13 protein-coding genes are annotated in these 18,182 nt (G+C 63.4%); 10 read left to right on the forward strand and 3 right to left on the reverse strand.

All coding sequences use genetic code 11. The annotated features are described in order from the left end of the window. Positions 1-11: 11 nt before the first annotated feature. Both V5F78_RS01645 and V5F78_RS01650 read right to left on the reverse strand, forming a co-directional pair. Positions 12-2,144, reverse strand: coding sequence for an exopolysaccharide transport family protein (locus tag V5F78_RS01645; RefSeq protein ID WP_394068853.1), 2,133 nt, complete (start codon positions 2,142-2,144; stop codon positions 12-14). A 203-nt stretch (positions 2,145-2,347) separates the two neighbouring features. Continuing rightward, the gene (locus V5F78_RS01650; RefSeq protein ID WP_394068854.1) at positions 2,348-3,643 is read right to left on the reverse strand and encodes a lipopolysaccharide biosynthesis protein; all 1,296 of its coding nucleotides are present in this window, start codon (positions 3,641-3,643) and stop codon (positions 2,348-2,350) included. Positions 3,644-3,747: 104 nt separating this feature from the next. Between V5F78_RS01650 and V5F78_RS01655 the strand changes: the two genes are divergently transcribed. The 10 genes from V5F78_RS01655 (at position 3,748) to V5F78_RS01700 (ending at position 14,565) form a co-directional block, all read left to right on the forward strand. Then, a complete protein-coding gene (locus tag V5F78_RS01655; RefSeq protein WP_394068856.1) occupies positions 3,748-4,233 on the forward strand; it encodes a hypothetical protein in 486 nt (161 codons plus the stop codon). Between the two features lie 71 nt (positions 4,234-4,304). Then, entirely contained in the window at positions 4,305-5,195 is an 891-nt protein-coding gene (locus V5F78_RS01660) for an FkbM family methyltransferase (protein WP_394068857.1), read from the forward strand. Positions 5,196-5,322: 127 nt separating this feature from the next. Then, positions 5,323-5,991: an invasion associated locus B family protein gene (locus tag V5F78_RS01665; protein WP_394068859.1), complete on the forward strand. Its 669-nt coding sequence runs from the start codon at positions 5,323-5,325 to the stop codon at positions 5,989-5,991. A gap of 129 nt (positions 5,992-6,120) precedes the next feature. Then, entirely contained in the window at positions 6,121-6,732 is a 612-nt protein-coding gene (locus V5F78_RS01670) for a TetR/AcrR family transcriptional regulator (protein WP_394068861.1), read from the forward strand. A gap of 102 nt (positions 6,733-6,834) precedes the next feature. Then, complete coding sequence (locus tag V5F78_RS01675) at positions 6,835-7,926, forward strand: efflux RND transporter periplasmic adaptor subunit (RefSeq protein ID WP_394068863.1); 1,092 nt, start codon at positions 6,835-6,837, stop codon at positions 7,924-7,926. Between the two features lie 10 nt (positions 7,927-7,936). Then, positions 7,937-11,056: an efflux RND transporter permease subunit gene (locus tag V5F78_RS01680; protein ID WP_394068865.1), complete on the forward strand. Its 3,120-nt coding sequence runs from the start codon at positions 7,937-7,939 to the stop codon at positions 11,054-11,056. An 85-nt stretch (positions 11,057-11,141) separates the two neighbouring features. Beyond that, a complete protein-coding gene (locus tag V5F78_RS01685; protein WP_394068867.1) occupies positions 11,142-12,287 on the forward strand; it encodes a hypothetical protein in 1,146 nt (381 codons plus the stop codon). After that, entirely contained in the window at positions 12,284-12,955 is a 672-nt protein-coding gene (locus V5F78_RS01690) for a hypothetical protein (RefSeq protein ID WP_394068869.1), read from the forward strand. Before V5F78_RS01685 ends, V5F78_RS01690 begins: the two co-directional genes overlap by 4 nt. 135 nt (positions 12,956-13,090) lie before the next feature. Continuing rightward, positions 13,091-13,762, forward strand: a complete 672-nt coding sequence (locus V5F78_RS01695; protein ID WP_394068871.1) for a hypothetical protein — start codon at positions 13,091-13,093, stop codon at positions 13,760-13,762. A gap of 134 nt (positions 13,763-13,896) precedes the next feature. Next, positions 13,897-14,565 carry a hypothetical protein gene (locus tag V5F78_RS01700; protein WP_394068873.1) on the forward strand — a complete coding sequence of 223 codons (669 nt, stop codon included), beginning with the start codon at positions 13,897-13,899 and terminating at the stop codon, positions 14,563-14,565. A gap of 87 nt (positions 14,566-14,652) precedes the next feature. Here V5F78_RS01700 and V5F78_RS01705 read toward each other — a convergent pair whose 3' ends face one another. Further along, the gene (locus V5F78_RS01705) at positions 14,653-17,859 is read right to left on the reverse strand and encodes an autotransporter domain-containing protein (protein ID WP_394068875.1); all 3,207 of its coding nucleotides are present in this window, start codon (positions 17,857-17,859) and stop codon (positions 14,653-14,655) included. Between the last annotated feature and the right edge of the window lie 323 nt (positions 17,860-18,182).

The following is an 18,182-nucleotide window of genomic DNA, read 5'->3' on the forward strand; positions in this document are numbered from 1 at the left end:
AACGTTTCTTCTCAGGCCCTCCGGTAAATCCACTCCGGCAGGTAGTATCGGCGGCCCATAAATATGAATCCGAGAACAAATCCGCCGTTTTCCGTAACGATAGAACGTAGCCGAAGCGCAGCAGGTTTGCGGGTATGCTCGGCCCGGATCATCAGGACATTGGCATCCACAAGCATATTGAGCCGCTGAATCACGGGAGACCCACCCTGGGCGGTGGAGCAGATCACGATGGCGTCGAACAGGTCTTGCAGTTCCTCCATCATCTGCCGCCCTTCCACCAGCGAAAGCCGCACGCTCAGCAGCGGCGATTCGGCGCTGTCGGTCAGCGACCACAGCAGCGGCACCGGGGTTGCCGACATGGCCAGCCCGCCCTTGACCTCCGCGCCGACCGATTCGAGCGGGAACGGGTCCGCCGAGCACAGGTCCACCAGCAGCGTGCGCAGGCCGCGCTGAAGGCTCATCTCCTCGGCGAGGCGGCGGCACAGCAGCGGCACGTCGTCGTCCCGTTCCGAGGTCAGGAAGTGCATGGTGCGCAGCGGCTTGCCATCCAGCTCCGTGTCGAGCAGCAAGGTCGCGAGCCCGCCGATGGTCTGTTCCGCAGCCGCCGTCGCAAGGGCGTTGCGGCCGTCGGCGAAATCCGCGAGGCAGGGCAGGGCGAGCGCGCGCTCGCCTTCCGTGGGCTGGATGAACACGGTGCGCAGGGCCGAGGCGAGCGCGCCGGCCGCCGCGCCGAACAACAGCCCGCCGAAAATGCCGGCCGCAAGGAACGGCAGCGCCATCGAGCGGCTGGTGACGGCCGCGCTCGCGTCCTGAACCACGCGCACGTTGGAGGCGCGCACCTTGGCGGCGGTCTCCTCGATGGTGGCGGCGACCGCGCGCCGCAGATATTCGCGATACCCATCGCTCAGCGAATCGCGCTGGCGGTTCAGCTCCACGAGCCGGGTCTCGGTGTTGCGCAGCAGGGCCAGGCGTTCCTCCGCGACCTTCTGCTGCTGGTCCAGTTCGTCGGTCTGGCGCGAGAGCGCGTCTTTCTCCACCCGCAGGCTCAACACCATGTTGTTGACATAGCTGATGGCCGGATTGCGCACGTCGCGATTGGTGGAGGCGAGGCGCTGGTCTGGGTCCGACAGGCTCTGGCGGATGGTGGCGATCTTCTTTTCCACCTCGCGCATCTGCGGACTGTTGGGCTGGTATTGCAGTGCGATGCGATCGCGGTCCACCAGCAGGCGCGTCAGGGTGTTGCGGGTATCGTCATTGGCGGTGGCGTCGGTTTTCTCGGCGAAATCGAACACCGTGCTCGGCAGCGCCTTCATCTGCTTCTCGGCCTCGGCGAGCTGCGCGGTGACGGCGGCGCGCCGCTCGGCCACCTGGCGCCGGCGCTGGATCACGCTGTCGACCTGGTTGGCGGCGAGGATTGCGTCCTGCGAGAAATCAATGACCTCGGTCTTGTCCTTCAACGCCTGGATTTCCAGGTCCACGGTGCGCAGGTCGCGCTTGAAGCGCTCCACTTCCACCGAGAGGATCGCCGAGGTGGGATTGTCGAAAATCTTGCGGCGGCGCTCCAGATAGGCCTTCACCAGCGCGTCCGTCACCTCCACGGCCAGTTCCCGGCTGGCATTGGTGAACGAGACCAGGATGATGTTGGAGCCCGACTGCACCGTGGTGCGCATGTTCTTGCGGAAGCGCTCGATCGCCTTGTCCATGGTATTGGCGGGCGTGCCGAAGCTCAGGCGGTCGGTGATGAAGGAGAGGCGGCCGGGCGGGAACAGGTGGTCGAGCCCGATGTCCTCGATGGTGGTGCGGATGACGTCGGCGCTCTCGATGATCTGCACTTCCGATTCCACCGTCTTCAGGCCCTCGATGGAGAGCACGGCGGGGCCGGAATCGGTCACGTTCTGGGAATTGGAAACCTCGCGGTTCACCAGCACCATCAGCAGGCTGGACGCGGTATATTCGGTCTTGGCCGAAAGCGCGGCGAACAGGCCGATGAGAATGGGCAGCAATGCCGTCAGCAGCACCACCCGCACATGATAGAAGGTGGCGATCAGGAAGTCGCGAATGGTGAAGGCGGTCGGCCTGTTGTCGCTCCAGATCATCGGCGGCGCATGTTCCATGTCGCCGGCTTGCGAACCTTGCATCGACATCCCCGGTCCAAGTGAGGCACTGGCTTCTTCTTCGCGCGGCACGTCCTGCGCCGCCGTATCGCCGCCGAAGCGGCGTCCGATCCGCCCGGTTTGCGGGCGCGGCGCACCCTTCAGCTACGACCTCTGGCGCAAGAAAACGACAAATTCCTTAACATTGCGGCATCTGTTCGATCTTCATCAGGATCGCACCGCCATCGCAGGGCTTAAAATGCACGCGGCAGCAGCCGGCGCAGCACCAAAGTGGTGCCGATCGCGCCCTGGGCGATGAAGATCGCGGTGAGCACCGCCGCACCCGTCATGCCGAACAGCGGGATCAGCACCGCGCCCAGCAGGCAGCAGGTGGCGAGCTGGGCGGTGTTGAGCCAGCGCAGCACGCCGCCGTGGCCCGTCATGGCGAGCACGATGTCCTGGCACGGCAGCAGGCAGTTCACCAATTGCCCCACGCCCATGATGACGAGCGCGGTGGAGGCGCTCTCGAAGCCGGGGCCGATGAGGTGCAGCACCTGGGCGGGAAAGATCATCATGGCCGCGATCACCGGAATGCCGCACAGCGCCACCACCGCGCGCACGCGCCGGTTGAGCGTGCGCAGCGCGTCCCATTCCCCGCGCCGGTGCAGCGCCGCGAACGAGGGCGCGGCGATGGTGCCGATGGAGATGATCACCACCCAGATCAGCATGGAAATGCGGTTGGCGACCGAGAAGGCGCCAACATCCGACGCGCTCGCGAACACGCCGAGCACCAGCACGGGAATCGAGTTCAGCGACACCTGCACCACTTCCACCACGCCGAGCGGGAAGGCGGTGCGCCACAACGCGGGCAGCACCTCTTCCGGCGGATCGTCCGGGGAGGGGGTGTGCAGCGGCCCCTTATGGCGCAGGATCAGATAGAGGCCGACCAGGGTGGCGGCGAGGTTCGCCGCGCCCAGCGCCAGCAGCATGCCGTTCAGCGAGGTGATGCCGGCGGCGACGGCGGCCAGGGTCAGCACCGGCCACAGGCCGTTCTGGATGAATTGCGCAGCGACCCCGCGGTTGAGGCCGGAGAGGGCGTGGCCGATGACGATGCACAGCGTCTGCGGCAGGATCACCGCCGCCGAGACGGCGAGCGGCAGGCCGAGATCCGGCTCGCCGAACACATGGGTGGACAGGGGATGGGCGAACAGCACCGTGAGGGCGGTGGCGAGCGCGCCGCCCAAGGTGGCCCAGCCGACACCGGTGAACAGGGCGAGGCGCGCCTGCGCCTCCTTGCCCAGGGCGAGCTCGGCTGCCATGTGGCGGATGATCGCCTTCTCGAACCCGGCCCGCGCGACCGTGGAGATGAGGCCGATCCAGGTGATGCAGAGAAAGAACAGGCCGGCCTCGTGCGCCCCGAGGATGCGCGCCGCGATCATATAGAGGCCGAGCTTGCCCACCAGCTCCATGCCGCGTACCACCAGCGCCGCCGCATAGGCCGAATAGGTCGAGATCAGCTGGGGCGTCAGAAGGCTGCGAAGGGGCTTCATGCTCTTGTCGCGTCCGCGGTTCGGGGATCAAGGTGCGGCGTGTCGGCGCGCGCGGCAGGCTCTATGATGCCGGTGTGCGGGGCCAGAGGGAGATTGTCCAGGCCATGGGAGCCGAACGCCACGCCTTTGCGATTGTGTTTTTCAGCAAAGCCCGATTCAGCAAGGCCCGAACGGCGGCGTTTCGCTTGTGCTGCGCATGGGCGCTGTGCGCCGCCGCCAGGGGCTTCATGCTCGGCGCCATGGCCATCGCTTGGTCGCAGCCGGTCTTCGCGCAATCGAGCAGCAATGTTCCGGGCCAGGGGAGCCTGGACGCCGAGATCGACCCGTTTCCCTATGATCCGCGCCTGGAGATCCGCACGTATTTGCAGAACCATCTGCCGAGCCTCTGGTGGGCCAACGAGCCGGAATACGGTCTCGGTGTGTTTACCGTGACGATTCATGTTCCGGTGAACTGGCGCGGCAATCCCACATCGGCGCTTCAGCAATTGTGCCCGCAGGCGAATAGCACAATTTGGCAGGGCATCAAACGCCTTGAACTCCAGCCCTTTTACAAGAATGCCATGTGGCCGGGCGTGGTCTGCCGGCCCTAACGGCTTTGGTCTCATAATACCTCAATACATGTGGACTTTTACCCAAATGTGGAACGTGGGTAGGAAGCGGCGTGAAATTCTGTAACGTAGTTCAAGGGTTCGTGGGAAGCCGTATCGACCGGGGGGTGTGCGTGCTGTCGGAATTGAAATCGCTCGGCGAGACCCATCTGCCTCACGTTTACGCCAAAGCGTGTGATCTGTTCGACCGCAAGGTAGCGCGCAACCCGCACAATGAGGTCAATCTCCTGCCGTTGCTTGTCAATGCGGGCGAAACGGCCTGCGATATTGGCGCCAACCATGGGCTTTTTACATTTTTTCTGCTGCAGCAGAACGTGCGCGTGCTGGCGTTCGAGCCCAATCCCCGCCTGGTGCGCATCCTGCGCCATCGCTTTCCCGACGCCATCCGGCGCGGCGACCTGCGGCTGTTCGACTGCGCCTTGAGCGATGCGGAAGGGCAGGCCACCCTTCACGTGCCCAAGGGCTTTTCTCCGCTCGCGACGCTGGACGGCGCGCTGGTGACGGCGGATGTGGAGATGGACACGATCGCGGTGCCCTTGCAGCGGCTGGATGCGGTGGTGCGCGAGGAGGTCGCCTTCATCAAGCTGGACGTGGAGGGCCACGAGGCGCGGGTGCTGCTGGGCGCGGACCATCTGCTGCGCGCAACCCTTCCAACCTTGCTGGTGGAGGCGGAGGAACGCCACCGGCCGGGCGCCGTCGCCTCGGTGGACGCGCTTCTCGCACCCATGGGCTATGCCGGCCTGTTCTTCGTGAACGGCGCGCCGCACCCGCTGTCCGCCTTTGACATGCAGCGGCACCAGCGCCGCGCCGCGCTCAATGCCGCCGGCACGAAAGTGCTGCCGGGCCAGACCTATATCAATAATTTCGTGTTCGTCGCCCGTGCCGAGGCGAAGGCGCGGCTGGCGGCGCGCTGGCCGGATCTTGGGCCTGGCTTCGGGCTCTGAGCGCGCGCCGCGGGCCGACGCCGCGCCTGGTACGCGACGGGTATCATTTTGACGGCCGCGCCGGTTGGCATATGCCTGTCACCGCGCTATCAGGTCCAGGCGAAGCCCCTCTCCCAGCGAGATTCTCATGTCGGATCGTGCAGCGCCTCCCGCCTCCCGTCCTTCCACGACCCTCGGCCGGCCGCGCTCAGGATCCGCCAAGCTGCTGGCAGGGCTCGTTTTTCTTGGCCTGACAGGTCAGGCTCTGGCGCAGAGCAGCGCGCCTGCCGGCGCCCCGCCCGCCCAGGCGGCACCGAAGAAGCCGGCGCCCGCCAAGCCCGCCGCGCCGGCGCCCGCCGCCGCTGCCGACGACGCTCCGAGCCGCACCTCCGCCACCTATGAGGATTGGGTGGTGCGCTGTGAACGCCCGGAAGGGGCGACGGCAAAGGTGTGCGAAGTTTCCCAGACGCTGCAAATCGGCGACAAGCAGCAAGGCTTGGTGGCGCAGATCGCGTTCGGTCGCCTGAAGGCGGATACGCCGCTTCTGCTGGTGCTGCAATTGCCGGCCGGGGTGTGGCTGCCGGCCGGCGCCCGCTTCACCTATGACGAGAAGGCCAAGCCGGTCGCCCTGTCCTATAAGTTCTGCATCCGCGCCTGCATCGCCGATATCGAGCTGAGCGCCGCGGACGCTGCCGCCCTCGCCGGCGCGAAGGGCAGCGGGAAGCTGGAGTTCCAGGATCGCTCCCAGACCCCGATCTCGCTTCCGATTTCCTTCAACGGCCTCGCCACCGCTTTGGCGGCCCGCGACAAGATGTAAAAAAACCTCTTTGAATTGAAGGGCCTGCGGCTGAAATCCGCCGCAGGCGCCGCCGCCTTGGAAGGTTTCGATTTTATTTCTGACGATTTATGATATTCGTCAGTTCATGAGACAAGAAGGCGAAGCCCGGTGAGCGTGCGGCAGAAGGAAACGGCGGAGGAAACCCGCGAGCGGATCGCTATCGTGGCGGAAGAATTGTTCCGCCGCATGGGTTTCGCCAAGACCGCGGTGGCGGATATCGCCGCCGAGCTGGATATGTCGGCGGCGAACGTCTACCGCTTCTTTCCCTCCAAGAACGCCATCGTCGAGACCATCTGCAACCGCTGCCTGGCGGAGATGGAGGCGCAGATCTCCGCCGTGGTGCGATCCCCGTTCCCGGCGGCCCAGCGGATCGAGCAGGTGTTCGCGGCCATCCACCAGTATCATCGCGAGAATTTCCTGGCCGATCGGCGCGTCCACGACATGGTCTTGGTGGCGATCGAGCACAATTGGACGGCGATCGCGGCCCATAAGGAGCGCATCCGGCACTATATCGCCGGCCTGCTGCGCGAGGGCATCACCGAGGGCGTATTCGAGCCGCATGATGTCGATCACGTCAGCGCCATCCTGCTCGGCGCCTGTATTCGGTTTTGCCACCCCATCCTTGTGGCGCAAAGTATCGACGAGGATCTCGAGGAACAGTCGCGCGAGACCGTGCGGTTTCTGCTGCGCGCCGTCGAGGTGAACCGCCGGCCCTTGTGAGTGCGTGTTCTGTCAGTCGGGGCGCGTTCGTGCGGCCTTTTTCTGACGAAAGTTGAAAATCGTTAGTGGTGAGTCGTAACTCTTTAGCTTGGAACAGAAGCCATGTTGTCCGCCCGCCACATCCTGGCCGGCGCCGCCCTGCTGGGCAGTGCCTTTCTTCTTTCCGCCTGCGGAGATCCCGCTCCGGCTGAGCAGGCGGGTCCGCCGCCCCGCCCGGTGCAGGTGATGACCGTGACCCTGCGCCCGGTCGAGGCCGACAAGACCTTCGTCGGCGTGGTGCGGCCGCGCTGGGAAATCGACCTCTCCTTCCGGGTTGCCGGCAAGGTGTCGCAGCGCCTCGTGGAAGTCGGACAAAGGGTGAAGGCGGGCGATGTCATCGCGCGGCTCGACCCCGAGGATTTCAAGCTCGAACTCGGCAGCGCCGAAGCGGAACTTGCCGCCGCCCAGGCCAATCTCGCCCAGACCTCCGCCGAGGATGGGCGCTATCGCACGCTTCTCGCGCGTGGCTTTGCCTCCAACGCCGATCTCGATCGCAAATCGGTGGCCAAGGAAGAGGCGGTGGGCCGCCTGGAGCGCGCCAAGCGCGCGCTGGATCTTGCCCGCAACAAGCTCGCCTATTCCGATCTTCTGTCGACCGCCGACGGCGTCGTCTCCTTCACCGCCGCCGAACCGGGCCAGGTCGTGACCGCCGGGCAGACGGTGGCCCGCGTCGCGCGGCTGGACGAGAAGGAAGCGCTTGTGGCGCTGCCGGAAACCGCGCTCGCGGACGCCCGCAGCGCCGATGCCACCGTGACCCTCTGGGCCGCCCCCGATCGCAAGATCAAGGCGCGCCTGCGCGAGCTCTCGCCTCAGCCGGACACCGCGAGCCGCACCTATCCCGCGCGCTTCACCTTGGAGAATGTGGACGACACCGTCGCCCTGGGCATGACCGCCACCGTCCTGCTGCGGCCGGCGGGTACGAAGGAGGTCGCTCGCCTGCCGCTCTCCGCCGTGTTCGATCGCGGCAGCGGACCGCATGTCTATGTGGTCGATCCCAAGACCAAGACGCTGATCGCGCGGCCGGTGGAGGTCTCCGGCTATGCGGCCGATGCGGCATTTGTGTCGCAGGGCGTGTCCGATGGCGATCAAGTGGTGACCATGGGCGCGCAGACGCTGGAGCCGGGGCGGCTCGTGCGCACCGTCGCGGCCAACTGAGGGGGCGGGGATGGAAAGCTTCAATCTCTCGCGCTGGGCCATCACCCATCGCACCCTCACCCTGTTCGCGATCCTCATGCTGGCCGCGGCCGGCACCTTCGCTTATTTCAATCTCGGGCGGGCGGAAGATCCCTCCTTCACCATCAAGGTCATGGTGGTGAATGCCGTGTGGCCGGGCGCCACCTCCACCGAGATGGAGGAGCAGGTCGCCGATCCCATCGAGAAGAAGCTCCAGGCCCTGCCGCATCTCGACCGGGTGGAAAGCTATTCGCGCCCCGGCGTCACCTTCATCCAGATCTATCTCGCCGATTCCACCCAGGCGAAGGATGTGAAGGAGCTCTGGTACCAGGTTCGCAAGAAGGTGGGGGACGTGAAGGCGAACCTGCCCTCCGGCGTGATCGGCCCGTTCTTCGACGATGAATATGGAGACGTCTATTCCGCCCTTTACATGCTCAGCGGCAAGAATGTCGCCCCGGCCGAGCTGAAGCGACAGGCCGAGATCATCCGCCAGGACCTGCTGCGGGTGCAGAATGTGGAAAAGGTGGATCTGGTGGGCGAGCGGCCCGAGCGGATCTATATCGAATTCAGCCACGCGCGCCTTGCCACCCTCGGCATCACGCCCCAGCAGATCTTCGACAGCGTCGCGCGGCAGAATGCGGTGGTCTCCGGCGGTGCCATCGACACCAATGCGGACCGTGTGAACCTGCGCATCACCGGCGCATTCTCCGGCGTGGATGCCATCGCGGCCGTGCCGGTGGCGGCGGGCAATGCCGTGTTCCGCCTGGGCGACGTCGCGACCGTGCGGCGCGGCTATGAGGACCCGCCGAGCTTCCTGGTGCGGCAGAACGGGGATGCCGCCGTGGGCATCGGCGTTTCCATGTCGGCCGGCGCCAACATCCTCACCCTCGGGGAAAACCTCAAGGTCGCCATGGACAAGGCGATCCGCGAATTGCCAGTGGGCATCGACGTGACGCAGGTGGCCGACCAGCCCCACATTGTCGGGGAATCCGTGGGCGAATTCCTCCACACCTTCGCCGAGGCGCTGGTGATCGTGCTGGTGGTCTCCTTCCTCTCGCTCGGCTTTCGCACCGGCATCGTGGTGGCGCTCTCCGTGCCGCTGGTGCTCGCCATCGTGTTCCTGGTGATGTTCTCCTCAGGGATGGACCTGCATCGCATCACCCTCGGCGCGCTCATCATCGCGCTTGGCCTGCTGGTGGACGATGCCATCATCGCCATCGAGATGATGGTGGTGAAGATGGAGGAGGGGCTCGACCGCGCGAGCGCGGCCACCTTCGCCTGGCATTCCACCGCCTTTCCCATGCTCACCGGCACGCTGGTGACGGCGGCAGGTTTCTTGCCGGTGGGCTTTGCGAAATCGAGCGCTGGCGAATATGCCGGCGGCATCTTCTGGATCGTCGGCATCGCGCTGATCGCCTCCTGGTTCGTGGCGGTGATCTTCACGCCCTATCTCGGCTACATGCTGCTGCCCACCTTCAAGGTGCACGCCCATGGCGAGGCGCATGACGGGCGGCTGTATCGCTTGCTGCGCGGGCTGCTGAATTTCTGCCTGCGCCACCGCTTCGCGGTGATCGCCACCACCTTCGCTTTGTTCGCGGTGTCCATCGCCGGGTTCGGGCTGGTGCAGCAGCAATTTTTCCCGACCTCAACGCGGCCGGAGCTGTTCTTGGAAATGCGCCTGCCGGAAGGCACCTCCATCAAGGTGACCGAGGCGACGGCGAAGAAGGCCGAGGCCATGGTGGAGGGCGACCCCGACATTGCCACCGCCACCACCTATGTGGGCCAGGGCACGCCGCGCTTCTGGCTCGGCCTGAACCCGGTTCTGCCCAATCCCAATTTCGCCGAGGTGGTGATCGTCGCGAAGGATATCGAGGCCCGCGAGCGCATCAAGGCGCGGCTGGAAAAGCAGATCGCGGACGGCGCGCTCAGCGAGGCGCGGGTGCGCGTGGATCGCTTCGTATTCGGCCCGCCGGTGGGCTTCCCGGTGAATTTCCGCGTCATCGGGCCGGACCCGCAGAAGGTGCGCGAGATCGCCGAGCAAGTGCGCGTGGTGATGGCGGGCGATCCGGCGCTGATTGATCCGCATCTCAATTGGGGCGAGCGGGTGAAATCCGTGACGCTCCAGGTGGACCAGGACCGGGCGCGCGCGCTCGGCACCACGCCGCGGGATGTCGCCGAGACCTTGCAGACCCTGCTTTCCGGCTACACCGTGACCCAGCACCGCGAAGGCAATCTGCTGATCGACGTGGTGGCGCGTGCGGTGCCGCAGGAGCGGGCGGACCTTCAGGATCTCGCGGGTCTCACGGTGAGCTCGCGCAACGGGGTCGCCGTCCCGCTGGGGCAGGTGGCGCGCATCGTCTATGATTCCGAGGAGCCGATCCTGTGGCGGCGGGACCGCGACCTGGTGCTGACCGTGCGGGCTGACGTGAAGGACGGCATCCAGCCGCCCGATGTCACCACCCGCCTCTTGCCCAAGCTCGCCGCCATCAAGGCGAGCCTGCCGCCCGAATATCGCATCGAGACGGGCGGCGCGATCGAGGAGAGCGTGAAGGCGAACAAGGCGCTGGCGGCGGTGTTCCCGATCATGATCGTGGCCATGCTGACCTTGCTGATGATCCAGCTGCAGAGCTTCTCGCGCCTCGCGTTGGTGCTCTGCACCGCGCCTTTGGGCGTGATCGGCGCCACCTGGGCGCTGCTGGTGGCCAACAAGCCGTTCGGCTTCGTGGCGCTGCTGGGGCTGATCGCGCTCGCCGGCATGATCATGCGCAACACGGTGATCCTGGTGGACCAGATCGACACCGACATCAAGGCCGGCCACGCGCCGGGGCAAGCGGTGGTGGACGCCACCTTGCGCCGCGCGCGCCCGGTGGTGCTGACCGCGCTCGCGGCGGTGCTCGGCATGATCCCGCTCGCCGGGAGCGCTTTCTGGGGGCCCATGGCCATCACCATCATGGGCGGGCTTCTGGTGGCCACCGCTTTGACCCTGCTGGTGGTGCCGGCGCTTTATGCCGCCTTCTTCCGGGTGAAGGTGCTGGCGCCGGAGGCGGGGCATGCCGAACCGCAGGCGCAGGCCGGAGACGGGGCCGGGCATGGGGCGGGAGCGCCCGCGTGATGGGTTCGGACAAATAGGAATAAATTGACAATAGGAATTTGATCCTTTAAACCCATGCGCGAGCATTTGCGCATGGGAGGGGGATATGCCGTCCATTCGAGACGATCATCTGGAGTTGGCGCAGATCGCCAGCGCCCTGGCGGCGTTGAAGTTCGAAGTTCAATTGCTGCGCTACGGCCTCGCCCGGAAGGCGGGCTTCAATTTCGCCGAGCCCCGCATTCCCGCGGGCAATACCGGCGGCGGGCGATGGACCGACGGGGGCGGGTCGGGCGGCCTTGTCTCCGCGCCGCGCACCGTCCCGCGCGTCAGCCACAGCGACGCGCAGGAAAGCGCGACCCGCAGCATTTACCGCGCCGACGGCACATTGGCCGAGCAGGGGTTGGCCAATGCGGATGGCAGCCGCATCGTGTCGCGCTACGCGGCGCCCGGCGACAGCCCGGAATGGGACAGCACGCATCATGTCGAACTGGCGGACGGGGCCGTCGCCACGTTTCGCAACCGCGACAATACGCAGGAGATTTACGACGGCGAGGGCCGGCTTCTCAGCCAGACCATCTGGGCCGAAGCGGGGCCACAGCCCCAGGCGATCGTCCAGCCTGCTTTCCTCCCGCTCGTCGCTACACCTGCTGCAATCGCGACGATAGAACTCGCTCTCACGCTGTACGGAGCCTATGCCACAGGGGCCTTCGGACCCCTTGGCGCCGGCGCGCAGCCGGTTATTGCCTTCACGGCGCGCGAATATGCGCCGGGCCAATCTCCGCAGATGACGCCGTCTTATGTCGGAGCTTTGACCAAGGAGGATGTCGAAAAGGCGTGTCGTCGATTGGGCGAGCTGCAGGATTATGCCGATGATGCGGTGCGAAGCCTCGATCGATCCGACTATGCCAGTGCCGCGACCTATGGAACTGCGGTGCATTCCGAGATAAATCGCAGGATCAGAGCGTTGGGAGATCCAAATTTTGTCTCTGAGTTTTCGCTTTTAAAGACCCGGGATGAGGTCGGACCGCGTTTTCTCTCCGAATTATTAGAGGATCCTGGTTATGGGAAAGAAGGATCGATCCGAATCGACGTACTTGAAAACACCGGCACTGGCACAGTATGCGTATATGATTTCAAGACAGGCCGAAGTGGCTTAACCGCAGCCCGGTCGATCGAAATTGCGAGCGCGGTATCAAGGCACTTTCAAGGCGTTCGAAATATTTTGGTTACACAGGTGAGGCCCAACCAATGACCACTGCACGGGAGGTTAAAAAACTGGTGTCCCCCTTGTTGGCGAAGAACGATGATTTGGTCTTAATAGGCCGTGCCATCGTTTTTAGGCCCGTAAAACATGTCCTGAGGGGCGTCTATATTGACCGGACAAGTAGTGCAGATTTATTTTATGTCGCTCTATCGATTATTTCGCTCTTTTTTAGACAAGATGATTTCACGATGAAGAGGGGCGGGGCTATTTACCCGCCGCATAAAAAGTTATGGCTGCTATCCGATCCCGGCGTCTCGGAGACTCTGTGTCAGCAGATCGAAGACGTGGCATTGCCGAGATTGCGGGCGCTCGGCAGCGATCTCGACTACATTCGAAGTTTGCAGGAAGAAGATCCTTATACGCTCAATCGCGCCGCCGCGACCTATGCTCTCTATCGGATCGCGGAAGGCAATCTCGACGCGGCACGCGATCTCATCGCCACGTCCGAATTCGCTTCTTATGTGTGGCTTCCGCATCTGAAGCGGCTCGGTCTGGATGAGAAGCTGCTGGCCCTCGGCAACAAGCTGTCCCTTGAGGATCGTCTCACCCTCGCAGGCCTGTTGCACGAATGGGAGGCCTATAGCGTGGAAAAGCTCAAGCTCGGCAAGATCTGGGAGCGCACGCCGTTTCCGCTGGAATCTGCTCCGCTCCTTTAGGGCTGTCTGCGTATATGATTTTCAAAACCGGTCAAAGCGGCCTAACCGCAGCGCGGTCGACCGAAATTGCGAACGCCGTGTTTCAACGCTTCCCGGGTACAGAAAATATTATCGTTATACAGTGAGGCCCACCCGATGACGACTCTGAGAGAGGTGAAGCGTCTTGTGTCGCCGTTGCTGGAAAAGAATAAGGATTTAGCCCTGATCGGTCGTGTGATTGTGATAAAGTCGGTTAAGCATGTATTGAAAGGGATATTCTTCAATCGTACAAGTATGGCGAATTGTTTTGAGATGTGGTTGTCGATAATGTTTTTATGTGGAAAATATGATCATTTTACTTTCAAAATTGAAAATCCAATATATCCATCTCGCAGTGGGCTTTGGCTGCTTTCAGATTCCGGAATATCCAAGACGGTCTGCGATCGGATCGAAGAGGTTGCGTTGCCAAAATTGCAGGCTCTGGGCAGCGATCTTGACTATATTCGAAGTCGGCGGGAAAAAAATCCGTCAATCCTCCAGCGCACGGGCGCGGGCTACTTCCTGTATCGAATCGCGGAAGGCAGCCTGGACGAGGCCCGCGATCTCATCACCACGTCCCCTTTCGCAGCACGTATGTGGCTTCCGTCCCTGAAGAACCTCGGCTTGGACGAAAAGCTGCTCGCCCACGGCAATAAACTGCCTCACGCGGATCGTCTCATCCTCGCCAACTTTCTGCACGAACGCGAGGCCTATAGCGTGGAAAAGCTCAAGCTCGGCAAGATCTGGGAGCGCACGCCGTTTCCGCTGGAAACTGCTCCGCTCCTTTAGGGCTGTCTGCGTATATGATTTCAAAACCGGCCGAAGCGGTCTAACCGCAGCGCGGTCGACCGAAATTGCGAACGGCGTGTTTCAACGCTTCCCGGTACAGAAAATATCGTCATTATAGAAGTAAGGCCCACCCAATGACGACTCTGAGAGAGGTGAAGCGTCTTTTATCTCCACTTCTTGATAATAATAAGAATTTAGCACTCGTCGGTCGCGTGGTTGTCATAAGGCCAATTACGCATATATTAAAAGGCATTGTTATTGATCGAACAAGTATGGCTGATTGTTTTCAGGTGTGGTTATCTCAGATGTTGTTATGCGGTAAATATGATTATTTTACTTTCAATTCGGACAATCCTGTTTATCCGCCACGCGGTGGGCTTTGGCTGCTTTCAGATCCCGGAATATCCAAGACGGTCTGCGACCGAATCGAAGAAGTCGCCTTGCCGAGATTGCGGGCGCTCGGCAGCGATCTCGACTACATTCGAAGTCAGCAGGAAGAAGATCCTTATACGCTCAATCGCGCCGCCGCGAGCTACGCCCTTTTCCGGATCGCGGAGGGCAATCTCGACGCGGCGCGCGACCTGATTGCCACGTCCGAATTCGCTTCTTATGTGTGGCTTCCGCACCTGAAGCGCCTCGGCCTGGATGAAAAGCTGCTCGCCCTCGGCAACAAGCTGTCCCGCGAGGATCGTCTCATCCTCGCCAACTTTCTGCACGAACGCGAGGCCTATAGCGTGGAAAAACTCAAGCTCGGCAAGATCTGGGAGCGCACGCCGTTTCCGCTGGAAACCCTGCCGTCCTGACCGCGTTTCGGAAACGGAAAAGCCGGGGGATGCCCCGGCTTCGTCATCTCGTGCGGCATGAAGCAGCCGGCGTTGCGCCGGCCCCTCTCACCAGGTGTATTTGAGGCCGGCGGAGAAGGACTGCGCCGTCACGTCGTCGCTCAGCGAGAGTTCATACTGGCCGAACACCCGCAGATGCTCGCCCTGTTGGGCCGAGAGGCCGGCCGCCAGCACGCCGATGTTCCGCCCAATGCCGGTGGTGTCCACCGTGAAGGGCAGGGCGGGCGCGCTGATGAGGCCGGCGGTGGTGCCCACGTTCGTATCGCCGAAATTGTAGTAGTAACGCGCGCTCAATTCCGGGCTGAGGCTGATGGCCCCGAAGCTGGTGGTGGTGGCGAGGCGCACGCCGACCGAGGGCATCACCAGATCCAGCGAAGCCGAGTCGACGTTCAGGCCCGCCGCGCCCGCATAGCCTTCCGTGAAGGCGCTGCGTGAGAGGTGATACCAGTCGAAGCCGACGCTCGGCTCGGCGGTGAAGGCACCGAGCGCGAACACGCCGCCCGACTTGAGCGAGAAGGTCATGTCATTGCCGTTGGGCGAGGCCGTGGCCACACGCGACAGGGCGCCGAAGGTCAGCGCGCGGTTTGTGGCATAGTCCGAATAGGCATAGCCGAGCGTGCCGTCGAGGAACCAATTGCCCGATTGCAGCGAGCCGTAGAGCGAGACCTGATAGCTGTCCGCGCTGCTGTTGCCGCCGAGATTGCCGTTATTGTCGAAATTGCCGTAGCCGAGCGAGATGCCGACCAGGCCGTTGCCGAGCACCTTGTCCACGCCGAGCAGGACGCCGACACCGGTCATGTCGAAGGCGCCCGCGCCGCCGACGCTGGTGGGGCCGCCGAGCACGCGGGCCCAGGCGGAGACCGCGCCGTCGCCGGCACCCTTCTGCCCGGGGCCAGACTGGGCGACCGCCGCCGAGGCATCCTGAAGCGCGCCGCCGAGGCCGGCGCTATCCGGCCCGAGCGAGAGCATGGAGGCGTTGGCGCCGAGGTCGCCGGTGCCGCGACCCGAGCGCCGGGCGGAAATGCGGTCTTCCAGCGCGCGGGTGAACTGGCCCCGCTGCACCGCGTCCGCGGTGAGCAGATTGCCGATGGACTGGCCGGAGAGCTGGTCCAGCGCGGCGGCGCCGACGGCGTTGGTCCCCGTGGTGTCGAGCCCGTAGAACACATTGTCGAGGTCGCCCTGGGAACCGCTCTGGTAGGATGCGTTCAGATGGGCGGCCACGGCCCGCTGGTTCGCGGTCACGGCCGGGGCCGCGAAATTGCGCGAGAAAGTCACGTTGACCGAATTGGCGGTATAGCTCAGGGTTTCCGAGAGGAAGGGCGAGAGATCCACCACCTCGTCATATTGGCCGATCAGCCCGCCGCTGGAACGGGCGACGGTGAAGGTCTGGGTGGTCAGCTTGTCGGTCGGGTCGGTGACGATGCTCACGTCGCCGTCGAGGGTGATGGTCCCGGTGACGATCAGATTGTCGGTGCGGCTGGAATCGACTTCCAGCTGGTAGGAGCCGCTGTCCTGCTGGATGAGATCGCCTTGAATGGTGAGCGTGCCGATGGAATTGCCCGGCGTGAGGCGGCCGGCATTGTTCACGGTGCCGATGATGGTGCCGTTGCCGCCGAGCGCGCCCTGCGCGCCGATATTGAGCACCTTGGTGCGATATTCGCTCGCGCTGTTGATCTTCAGCAGGCCGGCATCGACCTGGGTGAGGTCGCGGGAGCCGGTGACGCTGGTGCGGATATCCAGCGTGCCACCGCCGTTCTTGCGGATATCGGCGGTGCCGGAAAGCGCCGGCCCCTGCAAGGTCAGCACCGCGCCGGGGTCCACATTGAAGGTGCCGCCGAATGTGGTGCCGCCGATTTCGCCATAGGAGACCGAGGCGTTCACCCGCACTTCGCGCAGCATGGTGAAGGACTGGCTGGCACTGATGCCGCCGCCCTGCAGGGTCAGCAGGCCCGAGACGTCGCCGAGATTTGCGTCGGAGGCGACGCGCACCAGGCCGTTGTCGACCCGCGTGCCGCCCTTATAGGTATTGTTGCCGGCGAGCGTGAGCGTGGACTCGCCCTGCTTGATCATCGAGCCGGTGCCGCCGATCGGCCCGCTATAGGTGCGATTGCGGATCTCGATATTGGCCACATAGGGCTGGGTGAGCGTGACCGCGGCGCCATATTCCAGATAGTCGGTGGTTTGGGAATATTGGGCGATCATCTCGTGGGCCTTGGTCGTGGGATGGAATTGATCCCAGAACAGGTAATCGCCCACATTGGCCGCCGAGCAGCCGTTGGTGTATTTGCCGGTTTCTGAATCGACGCAATTGTCCTTGGCGTTCTTGAAGCCGAACGAGGTGGGATCGCGCTGCACTTCCGCGAGCAAAGCGGCGGTGTCGATCACCACCAGGCGGGTCTGCGCATTGGCCTGCGCGAATTCATCACCGAGATTGTAGAGGCTCGCCTTAAGCTGGCGGTTGGTATCCTTGATGGCGGCGCTCAGCGGCTGGCGGTCGGCATCCGAGAGGCCGAGGAATTTCGGCGTGGTGCTGACGTCCGCGATGGTGGGCACATAATAGGTGGCGCCCAATTGGGCGATGTCCTTGCGGTCGTTGATCGTGGAATTGATGGTGCGTAGGTCTGCGGGAATGTTCTTGAGCAGAATGTCCTTCTGCGTTTGCAGCGTGCTGTAGAATGCGGTGCGGTTGGAGATGAAGGTGTACCAATTGGTATCTTCGATCTGCTGGCGGAAATTATTGCCGCCGATCCAGAAGGTGATCAGCGGCTTGTTGCCATAGCTGGAAGCCGGCTCCGCGGGAACATTGCTGCGCGGATCGTACCAGGAGCGCGTGATGCCGGTGACCTTGTCGTCGAATTGCCCGACCTGTTGCTCCAGGTGCTGCACGACGGCGGCCAGCGCATTGCTGTAGGGGGTGCCCGTCACCGCACCGCCCCAGGCAAGATTGCGATCCGCATTATAGGGCAGGTTGTTCAACTTGGAGAGGTATTCGACCCAGACCTGCCCGTTGGAGAAATGCCCCTTATAATAAAGCGGACCCTTTGGCTGCGTGATATCCGGCACCCAGCTGCCGCCCAGGACGCCGCCAATGCCCTGGCCGATCGAGCTGAGGAAGGACGTGCGGTCATAGGTGCGCCCGACGTCGGACAGGCTGTCTCCGAGGCTCCAAAGGGAGGTGTATTGCGGAGGTGCCTTTTGGGCGTAGGCAGTCGAGGAAAGCAATAGGAGCGAAATCGAAGCAAGAACCCGGCGCATGGGAATCTCCGCAAATAAATATCGCCGGCATAAGACCAGGCTTTGCCGCGAATGACGCTTTTGTCGAGGGGATGTTCGCTGACTAAATTGCAGCGCGTGACCCACGCTGTTTATGTCGATGTATAAAAATGATTTTCACCATGATCCTACACCGGCCGACATTTGGTTCTGTTTCTTATGGGGAGGTATCTTTGTCAAGCCGGAAATCGGAGAAATCGACGCGATTCCGTAAGGTTCTTACAAGGTCACATTCGGTAAAACGGCATCGTGGCCGTCAGGTCGAGGCAATATTTCGATTTTATGAAGGTCATCGTTTCGTCGTG

Source organism: Roseixanthobacter glucoisosaccharinicivorans (assembly GCF_043195095.2).
Taxonomy (GTDB): domain Bacteria; phylum Pseudomonadota; class Alphaproteobacteria; order Rhizobiales; family Xanthobacteraceae; genus NCEH01.